A 22,837-nucleotide genomic window follows, 5' to 3' on the forward strand; every position below is an offset into this window, starting at 1 on the left:
ATTTGCTAATTTATTAATCTCCTGTATTGGACTCATATTTATCTCTCCAAATTTTATTTACAAGCCCGCAAAGGCGAGCTCATTATTATGCAATTATCGTAATTTTTCCTTTTTCAATTTCTTCCGTTAGATTAAGAGTTAGGTACGTCTAATGTTGCTTATTACTTCTAGTTTTCAAGCTCCTTCAACAGCTTAAAACAATACACAATTTGGTCCGTTTTTCATTCTGAATATACTTACTGGCTGATTTACCTCAACAAATGTTCTAAATGGTACATGTGAAACAGGGTTCGGTACTTCAACATTGCCTACAGAAGCAACCCCAATTTTCGCAACAACTGCCTGTGAAATACCATCATCCTCAACATTTTTAACGTTATCCTCTTGAATATTTCCGACAACTTTCAGCATAATGTCCCGATCTTCTTTTTTAACAAAGCAAAATTGCAACTTGATATTAAATTCCTCAGTATCGTAAAAACTATTTAAATTGGAAATGTGAAATTAATGCCTCTGCTTTAACAAAATAAGCTCTATTGGCATCATTGTTCAATGGGTTGAGAATCGAATTATTTTATGATAAAAACTTTTAGGATAGATAATATTATCTGCCTAGATTCAAACTTATCAAAAGAAAAAACGAAAGAAGTATTTTCGCATGAGGTCTGTCATTGTCTTTATCATGTCGGAAATCAACTTGATATGTACAAGCTTTACAGGCAATATCAAGAGTTCAAAGCTGACAATGCTACACTTTTGCGTACCGACTTTTATGTTAAAAAAAATAAAGTTACCAAAATATCGATACTCGGCAGCTGGTGTAGTCGCTGAAATATTTGATATAACAAATGAAATTGCATTAAAGCGCTTAGAACATTATGAAAAACAATTATTTGGGTTGACGTTTCATAAGGAGTTGTAATGTGCGCCGAAAATAAGACAACCTATAAAATGTGAACGAATCATACAGTATTTGAAATCTATTAAGTATTTTAATTATGGCAAATGGGTGTAATAAAATTGGCTCATGTAGAAAAAAGATGGAAAACCAGTTGGAGATTAGTTGTAACAATCGGCTACAAAGAAGACGGAACTCCGATTAGAGAAAGAGAAACTGTGAGGGCGAAAAATAAAAACCGAAGCAGAAAAGTTATTATCTATATTTGAAGCTAAAATATTAACTGGAGAGTATGTTAAGCCAGAAAAAATGACGTTAAGGGCTTTATATGTTGAATGGGATCAAAAGGTTGAATTGTCGCCCAGAACCAAAGGAGATTATAAAAATGTAATGTTAAAAAGAGTTCTACCAAAGTATGGGCATATGAACATTGCAGAGATCAAGCCAATACATATACTTAACTATGTAAAAGATTCGAAAAAAGATGGTGCAAGACTTGATGGAAAACCCGGAAAATTATCATCTTCAGCAATCAGTTATGCCTATAAGGCTTTTAATAGTGTATTAGAATTCGGAAAGGAAATGACCTGAATGCAGAAAATTCTGCTGACAACATAAAAACATCTTCCGTTCACAATCAAGAGACTGAAATTTACGGTCCGAAAGAGGTTTCTATACTAGTAAACGGAATGGATAGACTGGGTGTGAATTTGGATAAAAGGGTATTAGTAGCAATAGCGTTATCCTCTTCTGCTAGACAGAGTGAAATTGGTGAACTTGAGGAAAAGCACTGTGATTTCAAAAAAGGAGGTATTCATATTAGACAGTCACTAACTAATTGAAAAAGGTGTAGGTGTTCTTTAAAAGAAGTTAAAAATAAAAGCAAACGATTTATTTCTCCTCCCCCTATTGTAATGGAAATGATAAAAAAATTAATCCATATACGGCAACAAGAGATATTTAAAGCAGATGATAAAAGAGTTTGGAGTGATCATCTATTTTTGTTTGCAAATGAGTTTGGCAACCAATTAGACCAGATAATATTAGTCAATGGTAGTTACGCTTTACACAAAGTAATCAATTTAAAACACTCGGTTTAAAGTAAATTAGGTTTCATGATTTAAGGCACTCATCACTTACTTAAGTAGTAAAGGATTAAGATTGAAAGCAGTTCAAGAAAGAGCTGGCCATGCAAAAATGGGAACTACATTCGATATTTATGGCCATGCCCTTCCAGAAGAAGATCAAGAGGCTATTGTGTACACAGAAGAAATGTTTGGAAAAACAACTTAAAATAGCATAGATTAATGATCTAACGCCAATCGGCATTATTCAATAAAATTATTAATTTTTATTTAAAAACAGAAAAATCGCTGTTACCCTTTATCTACAAGGATTATAGCGACTTTCTCAGTTACGACCCAGGAGCGATTCGAACGCCCGACCGACGGCTTAGAAGGCCGTTGCTCTATCCAGCTGAGCTACTGGGCCAAAAATTGGAGCGGGTAGAGGGAATCGAACCCTCGACATCAGCTTGGAAGGCTGGAGTTTTACCACTAAACTACACCCGCAAATTTGACTCTAAATTTTGCAGCCAAGGATTATTATATGATTTCTAGATTTGTTTGTCAATAGAATATGCTACTTATTTTAAATTAAATTGGTTTTCGTACGGAAAATGAGTAATTTCCTTCCCATTTACATGATAAAAAGTGACATTCACTTCATTTGCACTAGTCCATTTAAGTAAAACATAACTCGGCTCCTTGAAACGTTTCGGCAAACGAATGCTTCCGGGATTAATAAATAATTGCTCTCCATTTTTCTCGGCATAAGCAATATGGGAGTGGCCGAAACAGACGATATCTGCCTCCACTTCTTGTGCACGATATTGTAAATGGAGTAAAGACATTTTAACATCAAATAAATGTCCATGCGTAATAAAAAAGCGTAACTCCCCAATTTCCACTATTTTTTCGAGTGGAAAATCCCCTTTCCAATCACAATTACCTTTTACTGTCGTAAATCCATTCAAAGGAGGGGTGCTCTTCATTAATTCAGAGTCCCCACAATGTATGTAATAATCAGCATGATGACGTTCTTTTATGATCGTTAATTCTTCTGTTAAACCATGGCTATCACTTAAAATTAATACTTTATTCATTACTTTCACCTTTACCAAGTTTCACATTTAGCCACGTTTTCATTTTCATTAATGCATGGTATCGATGACTTATTTTATTTTTTTCTTCATCTTCTAATTGGGCCATTGTTTTTTCGAATCCTTCAGGAATAAAAATTGGATCATACCCAAATCCGTTTCCCCCGACTGGACTCTCAGCAATGATTCCTTCACAAAAACCTTCTTTAAAAACTGTTTCCCCTTGCGGAATCGCTAAAGCAAGTACACAAACAAATCGGGCTGTTCTTGATTGACTTGGTACTTCAGTAAGTTCGTTTAACACTTTTTCATAATTTTTCTTATCATCAGTCGGTTCCCCGGCGTATCTTGCAGAATAAACGCCTGGTCGTCCGTCTAAAGCATCAATGACGAGACCTGAATCATCTGCTAAAACAGGTATCTCTAATAATCGAGAAATTTGCTCTGCTTTCAGACGAGCATTTTCCTTAAATGTATCGCCCGTTTCCTCTACATCAGGAATCTCTTCACTTAAATCTAACAGTGACTTTACCGTAATCCCATACTCATTAAATAATTGGTTATATTCTTTTGCTTTTCCTCTATTCTTTGTCGCGATAATAATTTCGTTCATTTTTCTTCCTCTGTTTCTTTAGCAACTTGAACACCTATTTGATCAGCTAAATCTCCTAATACTTCCAATTGTACTGTAAAAAGTTGTTCAATTCCTGCTTGTGCTGCTTGTAACATTTTTTGAAGTTGATCATATGAAAAAGTTGCTTCTTCCCCAGTACCTTGAATTTCCACGAATTCACCTGCACCTGTCATTACGACATTCATATCGACATCTGCAGAAGAATCCTGCTCATAGTCCAAATCGAGGACAACCTCTCCATCTGGTGACACCCCGACTGAAATGGCTGCAAGAAAATCTGTGATCGGTAGCTGGCTCACTTTTTCTTCCTCTACTAATTTTCCACATGCTAGAACGAGGGCAACGAATGCTCCGGTAATTGAAGCGGTTCTTGTACCACCGTCAGCTTGAATGACATCACAATCGATCCAAATCGTTCGTTCTCCAATCAATTCTAAATTAACGACAGAACGCAGTGCACGTCCGATTAAACGTTGGATTTCCATCGTCCGCCCGCCCACTTTTCCGCGAGATGATTCTCTTATATTTCGTTGTTCTGTCGCTCTAGGTAACATTGCATATTCAGCTGTAATCCAGCCTTTATTTTGTCCTCTCATAAATGGAGGAACCCGATCTTCAATGCTTGCATTACAAATTACTTTCGTATTTCCTAGTTCAATTAAAACTGAACCTTCAGGATGTGTGATATAGTTTGGTATGATATTAATTGGCCTAATTTTAAGTTCCATGTTTACACTCCTACATTTATTACAGTTATTCCTTACATTTTTTCTGACTTGACAAAGTCGCTTTTTTGGACCGGCTTGTCATAAGTCGTCCCACTTTCATTCATGATTGTTCCGATATCTTCAACCTTAACTTCAATTGCATCTACCGCTTCTTGTTCTGTTAATGACCTCACTAATGTTTCCATTACATCATCTGCAATGATTGCTTTATCTTCATCTTTTAAAATATCATCACTAAATACTAATTGTAACACACCATTTTGTAAAAAAGGCTTATTTACTAATGTTGTATGGTCATTAAATACGTGAAGCGCTTGTACATCATGTGCTGGTCCTTCCATTAATGCTTCGACAATCGATGTGAAAATATCCGTATCAGTATCATTAATATATTGAGTTACTGGAACGAAATAAAAATTTTCATTGTGTTGCTTCGGATAAAACATTGTCACAACTTTACTATGTTTTAAACTTGGTCGATCTTTTGCATAAATATTGATCCCATGCTTTTTAGAAAATCCTTTTGATATTTGGGTTCCATTTACGGGCATTTCCGTTTGTTCTTCCCCATTAATCCATAACTTTATCCGCTCTACACTATCAAACTGTGTTAATGTATGTGTCATCGCTTGTAGTATCTTTAACTCTTCATCTGCTTCATAATTTTTAAATTCTTCCGAAACATCTACAATTAATGTACCATCTTCTTGTAAATTTAAACCAATAATTTCTGTTCCAGTAGGCAAAATCGCTTGAAATCCATTTGGTAAAAGCTCCGTGACAGGACCATCTTTCACTAAGTATTCAAGCGCTTGCATGGCAGCTGACTTCGTTTTTGGCAATTCTAATGTTTGCGGAACAACCATTCCACTAGCATCGATCAAGTAAAGCTCACGTGGCACTGTTTCATCACTTTCAGCTACTTCCGCTTCTTCTTCCTCTTCATTTCCTTCACCAGGTTCGTTCTCATTTTCTGAGTTGTTTTCATCTTCCAAGTTGTTTTCATTCTCTTGGCTACTTTCATCATCATCTACAACTGTTACTTCTTCCGGCACGTCAATTTCTTCTAACGTCTGCTCCCCTTTTAGACATCCTCCTAATATTAAACTAAAAACAATGGTTAACAGAAATAGTAGTAACCTTTTATCTAGCATTTTATACCCTCCCAAGATGGTTGTACTACTATATATACGTGCATTTTTTCAAAAATAGACCAAGTATTATCGGAAGGGAAAATGGATAAAAATTTAAAAGACAGGTTTAAATGACTACTTTTTCCATTGATACTTTTTGCAAATCCGTAATATGTTCATTAAAAATGGATAAAGATATTTTAGTAAAAATATGTAAATCACCTGTCGTAAAAAAATGATGTTTTGAATTTCCAGATTCGTTCGATAAAAGACTATGCACTTCTAGGATAGTACTCGTTTCCCTTGCAGTTTCCTCACTGGAAGAAATTATTTGTATCTCATCTCCCATTACCGCTTGAATCGTTTTTTCCAGTAATGGATAATGTGTACAACCTAAAACTAATGTATCTATATCTGTCGTATTTTTTAAAGGCAATAATGTTTCTTCCACTACTTTTTTCGCTTGCTCTCCGGTTAAAATCCCTTTCTCAACCATTGGTACAAATAATGGACAAGCTAGAGTTGTTACTTTTAACTCGCTATTGATTTGTTTAAGTGCTGCTGGATATGCACCACTTTGAATCGTTCCCTCTGTACCGATTATTCCAACATGATTATTTTTAGTCATTTTAATTGCAGCACGTGCACCCGGTTGAACCACACCGATAACTGGAATCGGCAGCTTTTTCTTTAATTCTTCCAATGCAAAAGCTGTTGCTGTGTTACAAGCAATGACGATCATTTTTATCTCTTTTTCCAGTAAAAATTCAACCATTTCTAATGTAAATTGTTTTACTTCGTGTTTCGGTCTTGGACCATAAGGGCATCGTAATGTATCGCCTACATAAATTAATTTCTCATTCGGTAATTGTCGCATCAGTTCATAGGCAACTGTTAGTCCACCTACTCCTGAATCAATAACTCCTATCGCTCGCTCCAATATTCCACCCCATTTTAAACATTGTTTGGAGATTATATTTTACCATATTGTATCATTTATTAGAAAATAGTTGATTGTAGCAAGCATTTATACGCACTGATTGTGAGATGTTTTCATAAGCTATAATGACTAAATAATTCCCTTCGATTTGCATCTCAAATGACAGCAAGGAGGGGTACCATTTGAACAACTCAAACGAATACAAGCAAAACAAGATATTAACGAAGAGGGAAAAAGAAGTATTTGAAATTCTAGTCCAAGATAAAACGACAAAAGAAATTGCCGAACAACTATTCATTTCCGAAAAAACAGTCCGGAATCACATCTCAAACGCAATCCAGAAACTAGGTGTCAAAGGTAGATCACAGGCAGTAATTGAACTTATTCGGATGGGAGAGTTAAAGTTATAAAAGATACATTGCCTCTAAACATACACTAATTTATTCAACACTTCACGTACTCCATACAGCAAAAAGAAAAACTGGCTACCGATAAAAGGAGCCGGTTTTTCTTTTCTGAATGCTTAAGCTTTAACGGAAGATAGTGTATACTATTTGTAGAACTATTTGATTATTCGAACTGCAACTGTCTATCGTCTTGAGAAATAAGATGATAGATCCATCGATGAAGTGGATAAAGAAGATAGAGAGTTACTTATTGCCTGTCTTGAAAATTCCATGCGGCTTGCAAAGTGATTAGCAAAACAAAAGTTCACACCGAAAAAATATAAAAAATAAATCTAATAGTAATATAATGTTATACTGCTGTCTTAGTTATTAATTACTCCAATAGTAGGAGAAACATTGATCAGTTAAATTAAATTTTAAGCTAATAATTATAGGGACAACAGGAGCAATGATTAGAACTTTAAATATCCTTTTATAGTTACCAATAAAATTATAATATAATATTAAAATAAAAAGGGTGATTAAAAATGAGTGATAAAAAGTTAGATTTAATCTTAGAAGAGCTGCAGTCAATAAAAGAAGAACAACAAGTAATAAGGCAAGAATTTAATGATAAATTTAAAACGATAGAGCGAAAAATCGACGGTGTTCATGAACAAGTAGCAGAAAATGCCGAAAACATTACAGCCATATTAGAGGATACAAAGCATATTAAAAACGTTCAAGATCGACAAGAAAAAACAATTGATCTACTCTCTAGGCGTTCGATTGATCAGGAAGCCGAACTTAAAAGAATTAAGTAGTAATAAATGTTTAATAATATATGCCACTTAAAAAATAAAATGACTTTTAAGCTTTATGTGTATACTATTTGTAGGACTATTTGATTATGATTGATTGACCGTTTTAAGGGAGAACTAGCGGTAGGACAAGTAGTGAACATAAGAATAAGTAAATACGAATAAACTCTGGCAGATAATCAAAAGTAGGGTTGCTGACTTTTAAATTGCCTGGATTACTGATTAAAAATAATAGCATATCAAAGGGTGGTGAAAAAATGAGTGATCAAAAATTAGACATAATTTTAAATAAGCTACAATCGTTGGAATATGAAATGAAATCTATGAAAAGTGAAACAGTATTAATGAAAGATGTAATGAAGTCTATGAATAATGAAACGATGTCATTGAAAGATGAAATGAAATCGATGAATAATGAGTTGATCTCAATGAATAGCCGTATTGAAAACTTAGAAACAAAAACAGATCATATTCAAAGTGATGTAACTGGAATTAAAGGTAATATTGAACGTATTGACCATGCAGTAAATAAGGATATTGTGACCATTTTAAAAACGATGGTGAATAAACACATGATAACAACGCAGACATCGTAGTTTTAAACAACCGTCTCTTCAAGATAGAATCTAACATCCAACAAATAACTGGTCAATAAACATTTTTTTCGTTCCTTTTGTTCTTATGAATATTCTTCCATCTTGAAAACGAGTATATACTACTAGACCCACTTTCCAGAAAAATCGGACGTGCACCCTATGTAACAGAACTTTCCCATACAAACATATAAAAATTCAAACCACAAATTCTCGTCCTCATTTACAATTTTTCAATTCTTTCCTCAGAAATGCACGCAGGAAAAAAAAATCTAGTACCTTTCAAAAAGGAGATGTTTCGTTTGAGTTTACTACATGGATTTTTAGGAAATGCATCAAACTTTGATCAAGAAGATGCACAAAAAGAAGTGGGAGATTTACTTATTCAAGATGAAGAAGTTGAAGGCGCTTTTAAATTAATCAGAGATCTTATTATTTTTACCGATAAAAGATTACTTTTAGTTGATAAACAAGGGTTAACTGGAAAAAAGGTAGAATATCATTCGATTCCATATAGGAATATTAGTCACTTTAGCGTTGAAACTGCAGGTAATTTTGATCTGGATTCTGAACTTAAAATTTGGATCGGTGGAGCACAAGAACCGATTATTCAAAAACAATTTAAGAAAAATGATAGCATTTACGATATTCAAAAAATCCTTGCGTTTATGTGTACAAACTAAATATGCATCTATGAAACTGGCAAATGCGATGATTGCCAGTTTTTTATATTAAGCACTCATACATCTAGTTATGTCCCATCATAGATCCTTTCCCCTATCACTGTTAGCTTTGCTTTACAACATTTTGTCCGATATTTAGAAGGTGTGTTCACTAATTGTTTCCTTCTTGATTCGTATTCCATTCCGCATTTATTACATGTAAATATGTAATGCTTTCCTATTTTCATCGTATTTGTGCTCGGTGCACCATGTTTATGGAGCTCTGCTTCGAAATAAGGGTGTCCATCCCTACTAGGCTTTCCTTGCATATGTAAAGCAAAATGAATACATTCATGTTTTAAAACACCTATAATAGCATCTGTTGTACCGTAGTCAATTGTTTTACCTGCTATTTCAATCTGAAGCGGTGTTTGATCATGTCTAATGATGAATCTGCCATGTGTAGAGCGTAAACGATTGTTTCGTTTAATTGGAATGGTAAGCTGTAACCCATAATTTTCTTTAAGAAACTCTTTCGCTATTTGTGTCAATTCTTGCTCTAACATTGCTCCCACCCCATTTACTACATTTCTTACGACGTATTTTATTATAGTTGATTCTACCAGAAAAATCATATCTAAATACCTTACAAAACAAATTTCTTTAGCGGTCCTCTACACCCAACTCATGTAAAAAAACTGACGAAGACAGTCAGTTTTTTTTACTTATTTTTCGGCAATAATTTCGCTTTCTCTTCGTCCGTTAATGGTTGGGCTTTGCCAGTATTTTTATTCATATTCACCATATTTCCTCGGCCAGTTAAACAGACCTTTCCATCGGCATTTTTTGTCGCCATATAATGAACATCCATTGAACTGTTTCCAATCGAATTTACTTTCACATACAATCTAATTATTTCTCCAAAAAACACTTGTTCATGATAATCACATTGTATATCTGCAACGATCGGAACAGACTGTTGATTCGTAAGTTCATTAAATAGTCCCACACTTTTAAAAAATTCAATTCGTGCTTCTTCAAAATAAATAAAAGGAGAAACATTGTTCATATGTCCAAACATATCTGTTTCCGAAAAACGAATTTTCACTTCGATTGAAAAGGTAAATTCTTCTTTCCAAGTTGGAAAATCTTCAATATAAGCAATTTTACGCAAAGACATTTCCCCCCCCAACTTTATAATGAATATTTCTTTAATAAATTTTCTAATTTTAATGCTAGTCCGATGTTTCCTTTTACTTTAAGTCTTCCAGTCATAAAAGCAGTCGCAGAATTTAAATTTCCTTGCAATAATTTTCTAAAGTTATCCACACTCATTGTAAGTGAACAATCTGCATCATTTATACCTCCATCAATTACAGTCGCTATTCCATCCGAAAAAGTTAATCCATATGTACCCTCATCATTTCCTGTAATAGTAAAGGAGTATGTTGCATTCATATCTTTTAATAATATAGGTTGTTCATTTGCCTTTCGATCAATTTCTTGCCAAATTTCATTTAAAGGCATTCTATCTATATCCATTTTTTTAAATCCCCCTTTTAATGAATGACTATTCACCCATTATAATATGTTTCGGTTAAAAATGAAAGCGCAACCTAGATTGATCATCATTTCCTAATATTATAAGTGTTTATTTGACTTCCTATTGCCACAAAGTTATATTGTACGTAGAATAGGTTTACAATGTGAAGGAGGAGAATGATTTGAGCCATTCGAATACAGATTTATTAATTACATTAACAGCTCATGAAAGTGATGAAAACAACGTGACTATTGCTTTTACAATGGGGATTAAGGCGTTGGAAAAAGGGCACAAAACAGAAATGCTATTGTTATCAAATGCGGTACACTTAGGTGAAAAAGGATATGCAGATAAAATTGATATTGGCCCGCCGTTTTCACCGATCAATGAAGCATTACAAACATTTTTGGAAAATGGCGGTACATTAAAAGTATGTAAAGCTTGTATGGAACATAATGGTGTAAAGGAAGAAAGTCTTATTAGTGGAGCAGATGTGATAACGGCTGACTATGTGATCGATGCTTTGATGGGGGCAAAGAAAAGTTTACAGTTAAATTAGCTTTGATACAGGGGGTGGATGTTGTATGATAGACCCTCTTTTCGTTATTCTTCAGTTTCCAGTTGACGCTTGCAATCCCCTCTTTTACACTATCTAATAGAACAAGCTTAAGTAGGGATTGTAGAAACACTCCATATTCTTTTTTTCGACTGGACGATTCTCTTAGAAATAATTCTTTAGTAACTTCACCCAACCAGCTATCGCCATCATAAATATGATCAACCAGAAAAGGCCTCTGCGCCAAATTCGTGGGATAGAAAACCAATAAGATACAATTTTCAATGAGGTGCTATCTTCATTCATTTTCTTATTTTTCATCCCAATTCACTCCTAATGTAAAATAGACTATCTTTATTTCTAGTCGTCCGATTAAGTGGAGGCCATTTACAGATAAAAATCCACTGATCCAAGAATAAATTTTTTATCCTATTACATTGCACTTTCTTGCTTCTATTACTTTGAATTTCCACAAACTATTCAAGCAGTTCAAAATGAAAAGGATAGAAGGAAACAGAAGCTTCCTCTATCCTTTCTTTCATTACTTCCACATTGTTAATTAATGTGCGTTGTCACTACCAAAGAAGTTTTTAAATGATTGAACAACTGTTGCACGGTTCATTGCTGCGATAGAAGTTGTTAATGGAATACCTTTTGGACATACTTGCACACAGTTTTGTGCGTTTCCACATCCAACGAGTCCACCTTTTTCCATTAATCCTTCTAGTCTTTCACTCTTATTCATTTCACCTGTTGGGTGTGCATTGAATAAACGTGCTTGTGAGATCGCTGCTGGTCCGAAAAAGTCATTTTTGTCATTTACGTTAGGACAAGCTTCTAAACATACTCCACATGTCATACATTTAGATAATTCATACGCCCATTGACGTTTTTTCTCAGGCATACGAGGACCAGGTCCAAGATCATAAGTTCCATCAATCGGAATCCAAGCTTTGATTTGTTTTAATGCATCAAACATACGCTCTCGGTCAATAACTAAATCACGAACAACTGGAAAAGTGTCCATTGGAGCCAAGCGAATTGGGTGTTCTAAATGGTCAACTAAAGCTGCACATGATTGGCGAGCTGTACCGTTTATAACCATTGAACAAGCACCACAAACTTCTTCCAAACAGTTCATATCCCACTTTACTGGTGTTGTTTTTTCCCCTTTTGCATTGACTGGATTTTTTTGAATTTCCATTAGTCCAGAAATAACGTTCATGTTTTTACGATATGGTACATGAAACGTTTCTTCATAAGGAGCGGAGTCTGGGCTGTCTTGTCGAGTTATGATAAAGGTAACTGTTTTTTGTTCAGCCATTACTTTTTACTCCCTTCACTTTTTTTAGAATAATCACGTTTTCTAGGTGGAATTAACGATACATCCACTTCTTCATAAGATAAAATTGGGTCGCCTTTTTCAGCATCAAATTCAGCGATTGTCGTTTTTAAGAATTTTTCATCATCACGCTCTGGGAATTCTGGTTTATAATGTGCACCACGACTTTCATCACGTTTATATGCACCGATTGTAATCACACGTGCTAAATGAAGCATATTTTTCAACTGACGAGTAAACATGACAGCCTGGTTGCTCCAACGAGATGTATCCGTAATATTAATGTTCTCCCAACGCTCGAGTAATTCTTTAATCTTCTCATCTGTTTTTAAGAGACGATCATTTTCACGAACTACAGTCACGTTATCTGTCATCCACTCACCAAGTTCTTGGTGAATTTGGTAGGCGTTCTCCGTTCCATTCATGCTCATTAATGCTTCGAATTTTTCTTGTTCATCTTTTTCATATTGATCGAATAATTCAGGTCCCATGTCCGTCACATGTTTATCTAGCCCATCAATATACTCAATTGCTTTTGGTCCAGCTACCATACCACCGAAAATAGCGGATAACAATGAGTTAGCTCCTAGTCTGTTTCCACCATGTTGTGAATAATCACATTCACCACATGCAAAAACACCTGGAATATTCGTCATTTGATCATAATCTACCCATAAGCCACCCATTGAATAGTGAACTGCTGGGAAAATTTTCATCGGTACTTTACGTGGATCTTCTCCAACGAATTTTTCATAAATTTCGATGATTCCACCAAGTTTAATATCTAATTCTTTCGGATCTTTATGTGAAAGATCAAGATAAACCATGTTTTCCCCATTGATTCCTAATTTTTGATTGACACATACATCAAAAATTTCACGTGTTGCAATATCCCTAGGAACGAGGTTACCATATGCTGGATATTTTTCCTCTAGGAAATACCAAGGTTCACCATCTTTATAAGTCCAAACACGCCCACCTTCACCACGAGCTGATTCACTCATTAGACGTAATTTATCGTCTCCTGGAATTGCCGTTGGGTGAATTTGGATAAATTCTCCGTTTGCATATTTTGCACCTTGCTGATACAAGACACTCGCAGCAGAACCTGTATTAATGACAGAGTTCGTTGATTTTCCGAAGATAATTCCCGGTCCACCAGTTGCTAAAATCGTTGCATCAGAAGGGAATGATTTAATTTCATGATTTTTAATACTTTGTGCGACAATTCCTCTACCTACACCTTCTTCATCGATGATGGCGCCGAGGAATTCCCACCCTTCATACTTAGTAACTAATCCTTCTACTTCATATCGACGAACTTGTTCATCTAAAGCATATAATAATTGCTGACCTGTTGTTGCCCCCGCATATGCAGTTCTGTGGTGCTGTGTACCTCCAAAACGTCTAAAATCTAGTAGTCCTTCTGGAGTACGGTTAAACATAACACCCATACGATCTAGCATATGGATAATACTCGGTGCTGCATCACACATCGCTTTTACCGGTGGTTGATTTGCTAAGAAATCCCCACCGTAAACAGTATCATCAAAGTGAATGTCAGGAGAATCCCCTTCTCCTTTCGTATTTACCGCACCATTAATACCACCTTGGGCACAAACAGAGTGAGAGCGTTTAACTGGTACGATAGAAAATAAATCTACTTGAACGCCAGCTTCAGCAGCTTTGATCGTTGCCATTAAACCAGCAAGTCCGCCACCTACTATTGCGATTTTACGGTTACTCATTATTTATACTCCCTCCCCTAATTCGCTTTTCTTAAGCACTTATACGAATTCGATAATCGTTCTAATTCCGATATAACTAACAACGAGAAATACAATAATAGTAGCATATGTAACGATCTGTTGTGAACGTGGAGATTGTGCAATTCCCCATGATACACAGAAGCTCCATAATCCATTAGCTAAATGGAATACTACAGCAATAATGGAAATAAGATAGAACCAGAAGTAGAATGGTTGAGTTAAAATACCCTCCATTAACTGAAAGTTTACTTCCGTATTTCCTAATGCAACTTGAACTCTTGTTTGCCAAACATGCCATGCGATAAAAATAAGTGTAATAATACCAGTTACACGTTGTAAAAGGAACATCCAGTTACGGAAAAAACCGTATCGTCTCGGATTATTTCGAGTATTTAAAACAAGATACACCCCTAAAATGGCATGGAACAAAATCGGTAAATAAATAACAAATGTTTCTAAAGCAAGTACAAATGGAAGTGAACCCATAAAGTTAGCAGCTTTATTAAAGCTCTCTTCCCCATAAACAACAAAATGGTTCACAATCAAGTGTTGTACAACAAAAATACCAATTGGAACAACACCTAAAAGTGAATGCAATCTTCGGTAAAAATATTCACGATGATCCACCATGTGTTACTCCCTCCTTAACTAATTTTTATATAAATTTTAAAAAATTGCACAACAAGTTCAGATAAAAACATCATCAGTTTTTACACGTTAGTTATTGTTCTCATATTATTGTTTTATATAACATCAAAAAATGAAAGCAATATACCGTATTATCATAGATAAAAAATCTATTTCAAACATCTTACAATCTGTATGAATCATCAATTGTTCACATTATACAAATTGACTCGTGAAAATTCTGTGAACCTATCTACTTTATTGTACTTCTAACTATAAAAAGCGTCAAGAAAAGGACAATGTAAAAATTCATTTTAACTTAAAGTTTTCGTACGGAGAAAACATATTAACGACGTTTCGCTCCAGTTTTTTAACATAATATTTTCTCTAGTAAACTAAAATCGAACGAAGACTGGAACTTACATTTTATAGAATTACAACATATCAATCATTGTAGATAAATGCTTTTTTATGGGTCTTGCGTCCATGTGCCAAAAAGAACGGATTAGGGGCTAAATTGGGACTGAAAAATACTTGTTGGTGTAAAACAGTTAAAACAAATCATCAGATCGCTTTTGCAGCAGTCTTTTTTCTTCATAAAAAATAACCCTGCACGGGTCATCAAATAATAACTTCGAATAATTAAGTGCTAAACTTATTTTAGTATCTTGATTAGTAAAATCTTCAATGAATAAATTGTGTCAATAACCGGTTAAACTTATCGCGTTCTTCCCAGAAAGTGCCATGACCACTATATTTAAACGGTTCTAGCCGTGAATTTGGTATTATCTGATTTAGTTCCTCCGCTTGTGAAAATGGAATAACTTTGTCATGAATACCGTGAATAATTAAAGTGGGGGCAACTATTTTGGGAAGATCTTCATACAGGTTTTCATCTCTTAATAAAACAATGATCTCTGCGGTCGACCAGCCTGCAGCCTGCATTCCCATTTGAAAAAACCAATCCGAAAATGGGCCAGTTATATATTGGAAGAAAAAACCATCTATTACTTCCTGCATCATCTTAGGGCGATCATTTAAAGCTTGCATAAGATATCTATTTGCTGTTTCTGTTGAAAAGCCTGTAGGAGCTGCAGCAGCAACAAGGACAAGCTGAGATACTCCGTAGCCGCTGTATCTAGACATATACCGAATCGCAATTGATCCACCCGTTGAGTGACCCACAAGCGCAAAATTTTCTAATTGAAGTGTACCAACAACAGTACGGATATCATCAGCCAGTCTATCTAAGGTGTAGCCACTGAACGGTTTATCCGAATTGCCAAATCCCCTCCAGTCTATACCAATACAGCGGTAACCCATTGCTGGAAGAACATCAAACTGATATTCGAACTGTTTATGGCTCAACGGCCAGCCATGTAAAAATACGATGGTTTTGTTACCCTCTGGGTTAAGATCTTCAACATATAGATTGACGCCTGACTCTACATTAACAAAATACCCGATAACGATTCCTCCTTAGTTGAAAGGCTTTTACCAATAAGCTATTCAACTTTGTAAACATGTGTGCTTACCTATCCCATCTTTTCCATCGCTGGAACGACCGCTAACACGTTGTTGAATTTAAAAGTACGGCTTTTGTTTACCAAATAACAATATACAGTAAGGTGACTGAGGCTAATTTTGGGGCTAACCATCAAGTGTCATTCCAAAACATTGATATATCAATCTTTAAGTGAGATTAATTTAACGGTCATAATATTTTCTCTAGTAAACTATGATATAATACAAGGGATAATTATATTGTAAAGGATGACTCTGATGGAAAATAAGTTAATTTCCCTCGCAACGATTGATGAATTCTCATCGGAAACAATCGGACAAGACATAATCAGATATGTAAGTTTACCCCAATTTTTAGGGCATGAAAAAGATACTTTATTATATTTTATTGGACGGAACCTTGCCCGAAGTATACATATTGAAACAATCGATGATATTTTTTATCTGTTTGGAAAATTTCGGTGGGGTAACCTTGAATTGATTAAAGAAAAAAAGAATAATATTACCTTTCACTTAATGTCCGATGATGTTGTTCATCGTCTTGAAACTCCAATTGATACTGATTTTCGCTTAGAAGCGGGCTTCATTGCTGAATCAATTCAAGCAATAAAAGGAAGACCATGTGAGTGTACAGAAACAATCAATGAACGTCTGTACCGTATTTCGTTTAAAGTATTTTTTACAGATTGAAAAATTGGCTCCAATGTATCCCAGCCCAAAAAGAATCACTGACCATTCACCATTAATAGAGGTAAGCAAAAATCTCCCTATGATGAATCGTACTAGGGAGATTATTCTTCTTCGCTCTTCTCTTCATTTAACGTTAACAATACTTGTTCAGCAACATTTTTCGGAATACCTAACGTTGTAATATCTTCCATTTCCGCATTTTTTATCTCTTCTATCGATTTAAAATGGGATAACAATAACTTCCTTCTTTTAGCCCCGACACCTGGTATTTTATCTAGTTCAGACTGAATTAGTCCTTTGCCACGCAATTGTCGATGGAAAGTAATGGCAAATCGGTGTACCTCTTCCTGAATTCTTTGTACTAAGTAAAATTCATTTGAACGTCTTTCAAGTGGTACGATTGCTGGAGGATCACCATATAATAGTTCACCAGTTTTATGTTTGTCATCTTTAACTAATCCACATAACGGGACAGATAACCCTAATTCATTTTCCAATACATCCCTAGCTGCCGACATTTGTCCTTTCCCGCCGTCAACTATGATTAAATCTGGAAGTGGCAACTTTTCAGTAAGTACTCGCTTATAGCGTCTCCGAACTACTTCACGCATCGTTTCATAATCATCAGGCCCTTCCACTTGCCTAATTTTATATTTTCGATATTCATTTTTATTTGCCCGCCCGTCAATAAATACGACCATTGCTGAAACTGGATCAGCGCCTTGAATATTAGAATTATCAAACGCTTCAATTCGAAATGGTGTATCAATATAAAGGATTTCACCTAATCGCTCTACTGATTTAATCGTTCTTTCTTCATCAAGTTCAATAAGCGAAAATCGTTCTTCTAAAGCGATTCTAGCATTTTTCTCGGCAAGTTCGACTAATTCCTTTTTACGTCCTCTAAATGGGGTATGAACATCGATTTCTAATAGACCCTGTATTAATTTTGCATCTGTCCCAATTGGAACAAGCACTTGTTTTGGTTTTAAATTTCGTTGGTGTAAGTAAAATTGACCAATATAAGTAATAAACGCATCTTTTGCCTCATTGAAAAATGGAAAAATCGATACATCCCTCTCCAGCAGCTTTCCTTGTCTTACATAGAATACTTGAATACACATCCAGCCTTTATTGTAACTATATCCGAAAATATCAATATTAATATTTTCATTTAATGTCACTTTTTGCTGCTCCATGACAGCTTCAATATGTGTTATTTGATCACGCAGTTCTTGCGCCCGTTCAAAATTTAATTCATCGCTTGCAGCTAACATCTTCTCTTGTAAATCTTTTTTTATCACTTTGTATCCACCGTGTAAAAAACTAGTTACTTCTTGCACGATCGTATCATAGGTTTCTTTCGGAACTGGTATTTCACTACATGCCAAACATTGATCCATATGATAATATAGACAAAAACGGCCAGGTGGATTATTACACTTTCGAAGCGGATACATTCGATCTAATAACTTTTTTGTTTCTCGAGCCGCGATGACATTTGTATACGGCCCAAAATATTTCCCACCGTCTTTTTTCACTTTTCTCGTAATTAAAAGTTGAGGATGACGCTCATTTGTTATTTTTAAATACGGGTAGCTTTTGTCATCTTTTAACATGACATTATATTTGGGATCATATTTTTTAATCAAATTCATTTCTAAAATAAGGGCATCAATTTCCGATGAGGTGACAATATATTCAAAATCGGTAATTTCCATTACAAGTCTTTGTGTTTTTTGGTCATTATTTCCTTTAAAATAAGATCGTACTCTGTTACGAAGTGCTTTTGATTTGCCGACATATATAACAGTACCATGTTTGTCTTTCATCAAATAACAGCCAGGTTTTGTCGGTAATACTTTTAATTTTTCTAGAATGGAAACATCCATCGTATTTCTCCCCCATATAGAAAAGGTCTAAACTAAAGATAATCCCTTGACTCCTAATGAGTGTCAAGGGATTCGTTGTAAAACTAATTTCTATGTTTACTTATGCATGCTTATTAACTAATTCTGCTAATGCATCTTTCGGTTGGAAACCAACAACTTGGTCAACAACGTTTCCATCTTTAATTAAAAGTAAAGTTGGGATACTCATTACACCGTATTTACCAGCAGTTTCTTGATTATCATCAACGTTTAGTTTAACGATTTTAACTGTATCACCTAGATCTCCATCAAGCTCTTCTAATACAGGAGCAATCATTTTACATGGTCCACACCATGGTGCCCAAAAGTCAACAAGGACAAGACCTTCAGCTGTTTCTTGTGCGAAATTTTGATCTGTTACATCTACAATTGCCATTACAATTCCTCCATTCAATCTTGGTTAATTCTGTTACGATTATAACACCGTTAGTTTTTGCTTGCTAGTAGTTTGCTTGGGAATACTCATTAAACCAATCAAGTTTCTACTTATGTTCATAATATGGAGAAAATCTGACTAAATATACGGTCAGATTTTCTTTTGGTCCTATCATGATTGTTGTTGTTTGATTTCTTCAATTAATTGTGGAACAACTTCAAATAAATCACCAACAATGCCATAATCAGCGATATTAAATATATTTGCTTCAGGGTCTTTATTAATGGCGACGATTACTTTTGAGTTGGACATTCCTGCTAAATGTTGGATCGCACCTGAAATTCCAACTGCGATATATAAATCCGGTGTAATAACTTTCCCTGTTTGCCCAATTTGTAACGAGTAATCGCAGTATTCTGCATCACACGCACCTCGAGAAGCTCCTACTGCACCACCAAGTAGCTCTGCTAACTCATATAACGGGTTAAAACCTTCCGCACTTTTCACACCACGTCCCCCAGCAATAACGACATTTGCTTCTGACATGTCAACCCCTTCAGATTGTTTACGTAATACTTCTTTAATAATGGTGCGTAAATCTTTCACTTCAATGTCCTTCACTTCGATCTCACCAGTACGTGAATCATCTTTTTCTAGCATCGCAATATTATTCGGTCGTACTGTCGCAAACACAATGCCCTCTTTTATCACTTTTTTCTCAAAAGCTTTACCTGAATAGATTGGTCTTGTAAAGACGGCTTGATCCCCATCTAAATCAATATCTGTCGCATCAGAGATAAGTCCAATTTCTAAACGACTAGCAATTTTCGGAGTTAAATCTTTCCCAATTGCTGTATGTCCCATCACAATTCCATAAGGTGACTCCTCATCAATCACTTGTAAAACAACTTGACCATATCCTTCTGATGTATAATGTTTCAAATGATCATGGGTCACTGTAATCGCCCGATCGGCTCCGTAAGAAATCATTTCCTGTGCTTGGTCTTCTAATGATCCATCACTGAGTAGAAGTGCGATTACTTCGGCATCTTCTTTTATTTTCCTTGCAGCAGCAATTGCTTCAAAACTTACATTCCTGAGAGCACCATCTCTTGATTCACCAATTACTAAAATTTTATCGCTCATGTGTCTTTACTCCTTTCTCGTTCTCCAAATTACAGTACTTTCGCTTCGTTTTTTAATAAAGAAACCAATTCTTTCACCTGTTCAGATATATCTCCCTCTAACACACGACCTGCTTGTTTCTCAGGCGGTAAGAAAATATCGACTGTTTCTGTTTTCGGCTCTAAATCATCTTCATCTAAATCTAAATCATCAATTTCTAGTTCATCTAATGGCTTTTTCTTCGCCTTCATAATACCAGGTAAAGATGGATATCTCGGATCATTTAGTCCTTGCTGACACGTAACGAGTAAAGGTAAATCGGCGTCAATTTTCTCAACGTCTCCTTCAACGTCTTTTTCAATATGTGCTGTACCATCTTCAATCTCTAAACCGACAATTGTTGTCACATAAGGTATATCAAGTCTTTCCGCTAAACGGGGACCTACTTGCCCGCTTGCTTCATCAATTGCAACATTTCCTGCTAAAATTAAATCTACTTCTTTATCTTCAAAAAACTTCTCCAAAATTTTAACTGTTGTAAACTGATCTCCCTCTTCTAAATCATCTTCTGTATTAATTAGTACAGCTTTATCCGCACCCATAGCGAGAGCCGTTCGTAGTTGTTTTTCTGAATCTTCATCCCCTATCGTGACAACTGTCACTTCCCCACCATGCTCATCACGTTGGACAATCGCTTCTTCTACTGCATATTCATCGTATGGGTTAATGATAAATTCCGCACTATCATCCTCGATCTCGCCATCTGTTACAACAATTTTATCTTCTGTATCAAAAGTTCTTTTAAGTAAAACGTAAATATTCATGCTAATTCCTCCCTAACCTAAATTATATGGCTCATCATTTATCTGTAAAATTAGCTTTTCTTTTTTCAATAAAAGCTTGAATGCCTTCCGTTGCATCTTCATTTCCAAAAACTTCTCCAAATGCTCTCGCTTCCGCTTTGACACCTTCTGCAAATGTGGAGTTTTTCGTGTAAGGAATTAACTCCATTATTTTCGTAATCGTCGGCTTACTTTTTGCGACTATTTTTGTAGCTAATTGTTCCGCAGTAGAAAATAGTTCATCCTCACCTACGACCCGATTAGCTAAACCGATTGCCGCCGCTTCTTCTCCGCTAATTGCATCCCCAGTTAAAATTAATTCATATGATTTTGCATTTCCAACAAGCTGCGGTAAACGTTGTGTTCCCGCAAAGCCCGGAATGATTCCTAACGTTAATTCTGGTAATCCCAATTTTGCAGTCTCACTGACAATTCTGATATGACAGGCCATTGCAAGCTCCAATCCACCTCCAAGTGCTGCGCCATGAATTGCCGCAATGATGGGAATTGGAAAATTTTCCATACGATCAAATAACGCTTGCCCTTTTCTCGCTAATGATTCGTAATCGGATGCTTTTTGTAAAGAAGTAAATTCCTTTATATCAGCACCTGCTGAAAAAAATCTTCCTTCCCCTTTTAAAATAATGGCTTTTACCTTATCATTTGACTCAATGATAGTTAGCTGGTGATCAAGATCCTTTAGTAAGGTAGTTGATAACGCATTGGCTGGTGGACTACTAATGGAAAGTGTTGCAATATGATTCTGCACTTGAAGAGATAACGTACTCACTGTATTCCTCCTTTAGTTTTGTAATCCTAAAAATATATATAAATGGAACATACAAACTATTTAAAAAAGCCTTTCGTTAACAATTGATGCACTTCTTCCGCTTGATCAATTAATGGATAACGTTGCGATTTCATCACCCATGTTGTTACCGTTTCATCTAATGTTCCAAAAATCATTTGCCGAATTAATTGCGGATTAATATCTGTTTGAATGTCATTTTCTTCTAAACCTTGTTTTATAATCGAGTCAATCACATTTAAATATGATTTTAACACTTTATTTATTTCCGCTCTTAACTCTGGCTTCGATTGTCTTAATTCCAATTGCGTTACTATTGCTAAATAAGGCGATTCAGAAAGCTGTTTGTAATGCATTTGAATAAATGTTAACAATTTTTCTTTTGCAGTTTCTTTTTCACTAATTGCCTTCACTGTTTTATCGATGAAATGACCCATTTTCTCTTTAAATACGGATATTAAAATATCTTCTTTGTTTTTAAAGTATAAATAGATCGTCCCATCCGCTACATTCGCTTTTTTAGCTATTTTTGAAACTTGGGAAGCATGGTATCCGTTTTCAGCGATCACTTCTACTGCTGCTTCGATAATTTGTCTATATTTTGGTCTATCCTTATTCAATAAACTCCCCTCGCTTTTCATATGGCACATCCCATGATAATATGGGGCTTCTTCACGGTAATATGGCGCTGCTCCATGATTTTATGGTGATTCTCCGCGATGATATGGCGCTCTTCCACATTATATTA

The 22,837-nt window shown here is 35.3% G+C and carries 29 protein-coding genes, 2 tRNA genes and 1 pseudogene; 11 read left to right on the forward strand and 21 right to left on the reverse strand.

All coding sequences use genetic code 11. The annotated features are described in order from the left end of the window. Window positions 1-192: 192 nt before the first annotated feature. Complete coding sequence (locus DFR56_RS19900) at window positions 193-450, reverse strand: hypothetical protein (RefSeq protein ID WP_110397212.1); 258 nt, start codon at window positions 448-450, stop codon at window positions 193-195. Window positions 451-576: 126 nt separating this feature from the next. Here DFR56_RS19900 and DFR56_RS24075 point away from each other — a divergent pair, with 126 nt between their 5' ends. The 4 genes from DFR56_RS24075 to DFR56_RS23790 all read left to right on the forward strand — a co-directional run bounded on the left by DFR56_RS24075 (window position 577) and on the right by DFR56_RS23790 (window position 2,191). Beyond that, window positions 577-831 carry an ImmA/IrrE family metallo-endopeptidase gene (locus tag DFR56_RS24075; RefSeq protein ID WP_377725468.1) on the forward strand — a complete coding sequence of 85 codons (255 nt, stop codon included), beginning with the start codon at window positions 577-579 and terminating at the stop codon, window positions 829-831. Beyond that, complete coding sequence (locus tag DFR56_RS23135; RefSeq protein ID WP_158525735.1) at window positions 746-922, forward strand: hypothetical protein; 177 nt, start codon at window positions 746-748, stop codon at window positions 920-922. The genes DFR56_RS24075 and DFR56_RS23135 overlap by 86 nt, the downstream gene beginning before the upstream one ends. Window positions 923-1,207: 285 nt before the next feature. Continuing rightward, window positions 1,208-1,489 carry a tyrosine-type recombinase/integrase gene (locus DFR56_RS19905; RefSeq protein ID WP_110397213.1) on the forward strand — a complete coding sequence of 94 codons (282 nt, stop codon included), beginning with the start codon at window positions 1,208-1,210 and terminating at the stop codon, window positions 1,487-1,489. Between the two features lie 570 nt (window positions 1,490-2,059). Then, entirely contained in the window at window positions 2,060-2,191 is a 132-nt protein-coding gene (locus DFR56_RS23790) for a hypothetical protein (RefSeq protein ID WP_280523481.1), read from the forward strand. A gap of 124 nt (window positions 2,192-2,315) precedes the next feature. Here DFR56_RS23790 and DFR56_RS19910 read toward each other — a convergent pair. The 7 genes from DFR56_RS19910 to racE form a co-directional block, all read right to left on the reverse strand. Continuing rightward, window positions 2,316-2,389: transfer RNA gene (locus tag DFR56_RS19910), tRNA-Arg, on the reverse strand. Between the two features lie 6 nt (window positions 2,390-2,395). Then, window positions 2,396-2,469, reverse strand: a tRNA-Gly gene (locus DFR56_RS19915). 74 nt (window positions 2,470-2,543) lie between these two features. Continuing rightward, window positions 2,544-3,062 (reverse strand): metallophosphoesterase family protein, encoded by a 519-nt coding sequence (locus tag DFR56_RS19920; RefSeq protein WP_110397214.1) that lies wholly within the window; start codon window positions 3,060-3,062, stop codon window positions 2,544-2,546. Continuing rightward, window positions 3,055-3,672 carry an XTP/dITP diphosphatase gene (locus DFR56_RS19925; protein WP_110397215.1) on the reverse strand — a complete coding sequence of 206 codons (618 nt, stop codon included), beginning with the start codon at window positions 3,670-3,672 and terminating at the stop codon, window positions 3,055-3,057. The genes DFR56_RS19920 and DFR56_RS19925 overlap by 8 nt, the downstream gene beginning before the upstream one ends. Continuing rightward, window positions 3,669-4,421 carry a ribonuclease PH gene (gene rph, locus DFR56_RS19930; RefSeq protein WP_110397216.1) on the reverse strand — a complete coding sequence of 251 codons (753 nt, stop codon included), beginning with the start codon at window positions 4,419-4,421 and terminating at the stop codon, window positions 3,669-3,671. Before rph ends, DFR56_RS19925 begins: the two co-directional genes overlap by 4 nt. Window positions 4,422-4,453: 32 nt before the next feature. Further along, window positions 4,454-5,575, reverse strand: a complete 1,122-nt coding sequence (locus DFR56_RS19935; protein ID WP_110397217.1) for a GerMN domain-containing protein — start codon at window positions 5,573-5,575, stop codon at window positions 4,454-4,456. 106 nt (window positions 5,576-5,681) lie between these two features. Then, a complete protein-coding gene (racE, locus tag DFR56_RS19940; protein ID WP_110397218.1) occupies window positions 5,682-6,494 on the reverse strand; it encodes a glutamate racemase in 813 nt (270 codons plus the stop codon). Between the two features lie 215 nt (window positions 6,495-6,709). Between racE and DFR56_RS19945 the strand changes: the two genes are divergently transcribed. From DFR56_RS19945 to DFR56_RS19965, 5 genes and pseudogenes are all read left to right on the forward strand, one after another. Then, window positions 6,710-6,904, forward strand: coding sequence for a helix-turn-helix domain-containing protein (locus DFR56_RS19945; protein ID WP_110397270.1), 195 nt, complete (start codon window positions 6,710-6,712; stop codon window positions 6,902-6,904). Window positions 6,905-7,114: 210 nt separating this feature from the next. Next, window positions 7,115-7,189: pseudogene (locus DFR56_RS23590) on the forward strand (XRE family transcriptional regulator); the annotation flags it as partial. 239 nt (window positions 7,190-7,428) lie between these two features. Then, complete coding sequence (locus tag DFR56_RS19955; protein ID WP_110397219.1) at window positions 7,429-7,704, forward strand: hypothetical protein; 276 nt, start codon at window positions 7,429-7,431, stop codon at window positions 7,702-7,704. Window positions 7,705-7,958: 254 nt separating this feature from the next. Further along, window positions 7,959-8,297 (forward strand): hypothetical protein, encoded by a 339-nt coding sequence (locus tag DFR56_RS19960; protein WP_110397220.1) that lies wholly within the window; start codon window positions 7,959-7,961, stop codon window positions 8,295-8,297. 299 nt (window positions 8,298-8,596) lie between these two features. Next, window positions 8,597-8,977, forward strand: coding sequence for a PH domain-containing protein (locus DFR56_RS19965; RefSeq protein ID WP_242694615.1), 381 nt, complete (start codon window positions 8,597-8,599; stop codon window positions 8,975-8,977). A gap of 68 nt (window positions 8,978-9,045) precedes the next feature. Here the strand turns inward: DFR56_RS19965 and DFR56_RS19970 are convergent, their stop codons facing one another. The 3 genes from DFR56_RS19970 to DFR56_RS19980 all read right to left on the reverse strand — a co-directional run bounded on the left by DFR56_RS19970 (window position 9,046) and on the right by DFR56_RS19980 (window position 10,498). Next, window positions 9,046-9,522 carry a SprT-like domain-containing protein gene (locus DFR56_RS19970; RefSeq protein ID WP_158525736.1) on the reverse strand — a complete coding sequence of 159 codons (477 nt, stop codon included), beginning with the start codon at window positions 9,520-9,522 and terminating at the stop codon, window positions 9,046-9,048. 155 nt (window positions 9,523-9,677) lie between these two features. Beyond that, on the reverse strand, window positions 9,678-10,130 hold the full coding sequence (locus DFR56_RS19975) for an acyl-CoA thioesterase (RefSeq protein WP_110397223.1): 453 nt from the start codon (window positions 10,128-10,130) through the stop codon (window positions 9,678-9,680). 20 nt (window positions 10,131-10,150) lie between these two features. Next, entirely contained in the window at window positions 10,151-10,498 is a 348-nt protein-coding gene (locus DFR56_RS19980) for an SCP2 sterol-binding domain-containing protein (protein WP_110397224.1), read from the reverse strand. A 182-nt stretch (window positions 10,499-10,680) separates the two neighbouring features. Between DFR56_RS19980 and DFR56_RS19985 the strand changes: the two genes are divergently transcribed. Next, a complete protein-coding gene (locus tag DFR56_RS19985; protein WP_207519453.1) occupies window positions 10,681-11,058 on the forward strand; it encodes a DsrE family protein in 378 nt (125 codons plus the stop codon). A 556-nt stretch (window positions 11,059-11,614) separates the two neighbouring features. Here DFR56_RS19985 and sdhB read toward each other — a convergent pair. The 4 genes from sdhB to DFR56_RS20005 form a co-directional block, all read right to left on the reverse strand. After that, window positions 11,615-12,379 (reverse strand): succinate dehydrogenase iron-sulfur subunit, encoded by a 765-nt coding sequence (gene sdhB / locus DFR56_RS19990; RefSeq protein WP_110397225.1) that lies wholly within the window; start codon window positions 12,377-12,379, stop codon window positions 11,615-11,617. After that, window positions 12,379-14,145 carry a succinate dehydrogenase flavoprotein subunit gene (gene sdhA / locus DFR56_RS19995; RefSeq protein WP_110397226.1) on the reverse strand — a complete coding sequence of 589 codons (1,767 nt, stop codon included), beginning with the start codon at window positions 14,143-14,145 and terminating at the stop codon, window positions 12,379-12,381. Before sdhA ends, sdhB begins: the two co-directional genes overlap by 1 nt. A gap of 39 nt (window positions 14,146-14,184) precedes the next feature. Continuing rightward, on the reverse strand, window positions 14,185-14,796 hold the full coding sequence (locus DFR56_RS20000; RefSeq protein WP_110397227.1) for a succinate dehydrogenase cytochrome b558 subunit: 612 nt from the start codon (window positions 14,794-14,796) through the stop codon (window positions 14,185-14,187). Between the two features lie 681 nt (window positions 14,797-15,477). Further along, window positions 15,478-16,260, reverse strand: a complete 783-nt coding sequence (locus tag DFR56_RS20005) for an alpha/beta fold hydrolase (RefSeq protein ID WP_110397228.1) — start codon at window positions 16,258-16,260, stop codon at window positions 15,478-15,480. A gap of 315 nt (window positions 16,261-16,575) precedes the next feature. Between DFR56_RS20005 and DFR56_RS20010 the strand changes: the two genes are divergently transcribed. After that, the gene (locus tag DFR56_RS20010; protein ID WP_158525738.1) at window positions 16,576-17,007 is read left to right on the forward strand and encodes a DUF2507 domain-containing protein; all 432 of its coding nucleotides are present in this window, start codon (window positions 16,576-16,578) and stop codon (window positions 17,005-17,007) included. Window positions 17,008-17,108: 101 nt separating this feature from the next. On the opposite strand, the gene uvrC is transcribed toward DFR56_RS20010, so the two are convergent. From uvrC to DFR56_RS20040, 6 genes are all read right to left on the reverse strand, one after another. Continuing rightward, on the reverse strand, window positions 17,109-18,899 hold the full coding sequence (gene uvrC, locus DFR56_RS20015; protein ID WP_110397230.1) for an excinuclease ABC subunit UvrC: 1,791 nt from the start codon (window positions 18,897-18,899) through the stop codon (window positions 17,109-17,111). A gap of 100 nt (window positions 18,900-18,999) precedes the next feature. Continuing rightward, window positions 19,000-19,314 (reverse strand): thioredoxin, encoded by a 315-nt coding sequence (gene trxA, locus DFR56_RS20020; RefSeq protein WP_110397231.1) that lies wholly within the window; start codon window positions 19,312-19,314, stop codon window positions 19,000-19,002. A 171-nt stretch (window positions 19,315-19,485) separates the two neighbouring features. Then, complete coding sequence (locus tag DFR56_RS20025) at window positions 19,486-20,460, reverse strand: electron transfer flavoprotein subunit alpha/FixB family protein (RefSeq protein ID WP_110397232.1); 975 nt, start codon at window positions 20,458-20,460, stop codon at window positions 19,486-19,488. 29 nt (window positions 20,461-20,489) lie between these two features. After that, a complete protein-coding gene (locus DFR56_RS20030) occupies window positions 20,490-21,263 on the reverse strand; it encodes an electron transfer flavoprotein subunit beta/FixA family protein (protein WP_110397233.1) in 774 nt (257 codons plus the stop codon). Window positions 21,264-21,297: 34 nt separating this feature from the next. Beyond that, complete coding sequence (locus tag DFR56_RS20035; RefSeq protein ID WP_110397234.1) at window positions 21,298-22,071, reverse strand: enoyl-CoA hydratase; 774 nt, start codon at window positions 22,069-22,071, stop codon at window positions 21,298-21,300. Window positions 22,072-22,127: 56 nt separating this feature from the next. Then, window positions 22,128-22,709, reverse strand: coding sequence for a fatty acid metabolism transcriptional regulator FadR (locus tag DFR56_RS20040; protein ID WP_110397272.1), 582 nt, complete (start codon window positions 22,707-22,709; stop codon window positions 22,128-22,130). Between the last annotated feature and the right edge of the window lie 128 nt (window positions 22,710-22,837).

The sequence above is a fragment of the Pseudogracilibacillus auburnensis genome (assembly GCF_003201975.1).
In the GTDB taxonomy this organism is placed as follows: Bacteria; Bacillota; Bacilli; order Bacillales; family Amphibacillaceae; genus Pseudogracilibacillus; species Pseudogracilibacillus auburnensis.

Coding starts and splice junctions, on each gene's coding strand:
- DFR56_RS24075 (WP_377725468.1), top strand. CDS start 577: ATGATAAAAACTTTTAGGATAGATAATATTATCTGCCTAGATTCAAAC.
- DFR56_RS23135 (WP_158525735.1), top strand. CDS start 746: ATGCTACACTTTTGCGTACCGACTTTTATGTTAAAAAAAATAAAGTTA.
- DFR56_RS19905 (WP_110397213.1), top strand. CDS start 1,208: ATGACGTTAAGGGCTTTATATGTTGAATGGGATCAAAAGGTTGAATTG.
- DFR56_RS19920 (WP_110397214.1), bottom strand. CDS start 3,062: ATGAATAAAGTATTAATTTTAAGTGATAGCCATGGTTTAACAGAAGAA.
- DFR56_RS19925 (WP_110397215.1), bottom strand. CDS start 3,672: ATGAACGAAATTATTATCGCGACAAAGAATAGAGGAAAAGCAAAAGAA.
- rph (WP_110397216.1), bottom strand. CDS start 4,421: ATGGAACTTAAAATTAGGCCAATTAATATCATACCAAACTATATCACA.
- DFR56_RS19935 (WP_110397217.1), bottom strand. CDS start 5,575: ATGCTAGATAAAAGGTTACTACTATTTCTGTTAACCATTGTTTTTAGT.
- DFR56_RS19955 (WP_110397219.1), top strand. CDS start 7,429: ATGAGTGATAAAAAGTTAGATTTAATCTTAGAAGAGCTGCAGTCAATA.
- DFR56_RS19960 (WP_110397220.1), top strand. CDS start 7,959: ATGAGTGATCAAAAATTAGACATAATTTTAAATAAGCTACAATCGTTG.
- DFR56_RS19970 (WP_158525736.1), bottom strand. CDS start 9,522: ATGTTAGAGCAAGAATTGACACAAATAGCGAAAGAGTTTCTTAAAGAA.
- DFR56_RS19980 (WP_110397224.1), bottom strand. CDS start 10,498: ATGGATATAGATAGAATGCCTTTAAATGAAATTTGGCAAGAAATTGAT.
- sdhB (WP_110397225.1), bottom strand. CDS start 12,379: ATGGCTGAACAAAAAACAGTTACCTTTATCATAACTCGACAAGACAGC.
- sdhA (WP_110397226.1), bottom strand. CDS start 14,145: ATGAGTAACCGTAAAATCGCAATAGTAGGTGGCGGACTTGCTGGTTTA.
- DFR56_RS20000 (WP_110397227.1), bottom strand. CDS start 14,796: ATGGTGGATCATCGTGAATATTTTTACCGAAGATTGCATTCACTTTTA.
- DFR56_RS20010 (WP_158525738.1), top strand. CDS start 16,576: ATGGAAAATAAGTTAATTTCCCTCGCAACGATTGATGAATTCTCATCG.
- uvrC (WP_110397230.1), bottom strand. CDS start 18,899: ATGGATGTTTCCATTCTAGAAAAATTAAAAGTATTACCGACAAAACCT.
- trxA (WP_110397231.1), bottom strand. CDS start 19,314: ATGGCAATTGTAGATGTAACAGATCAAAATTTCGCACAAGAAACAGCT.
- DFR56_RS20025 (WP_110397232.1), bottom strand. CDS start 20,460: ATGAGCGATAAAATTTTAGTAATTGGTGAATCAAGAGATGGTGCTCTC.
- DFR56_RS20030 (WP_110397233.1), bottom strand. CDS start 21,263: ATGAATATTTACGTTTTACTTAAAAGAACTTTTGATACAGAAGATAAA.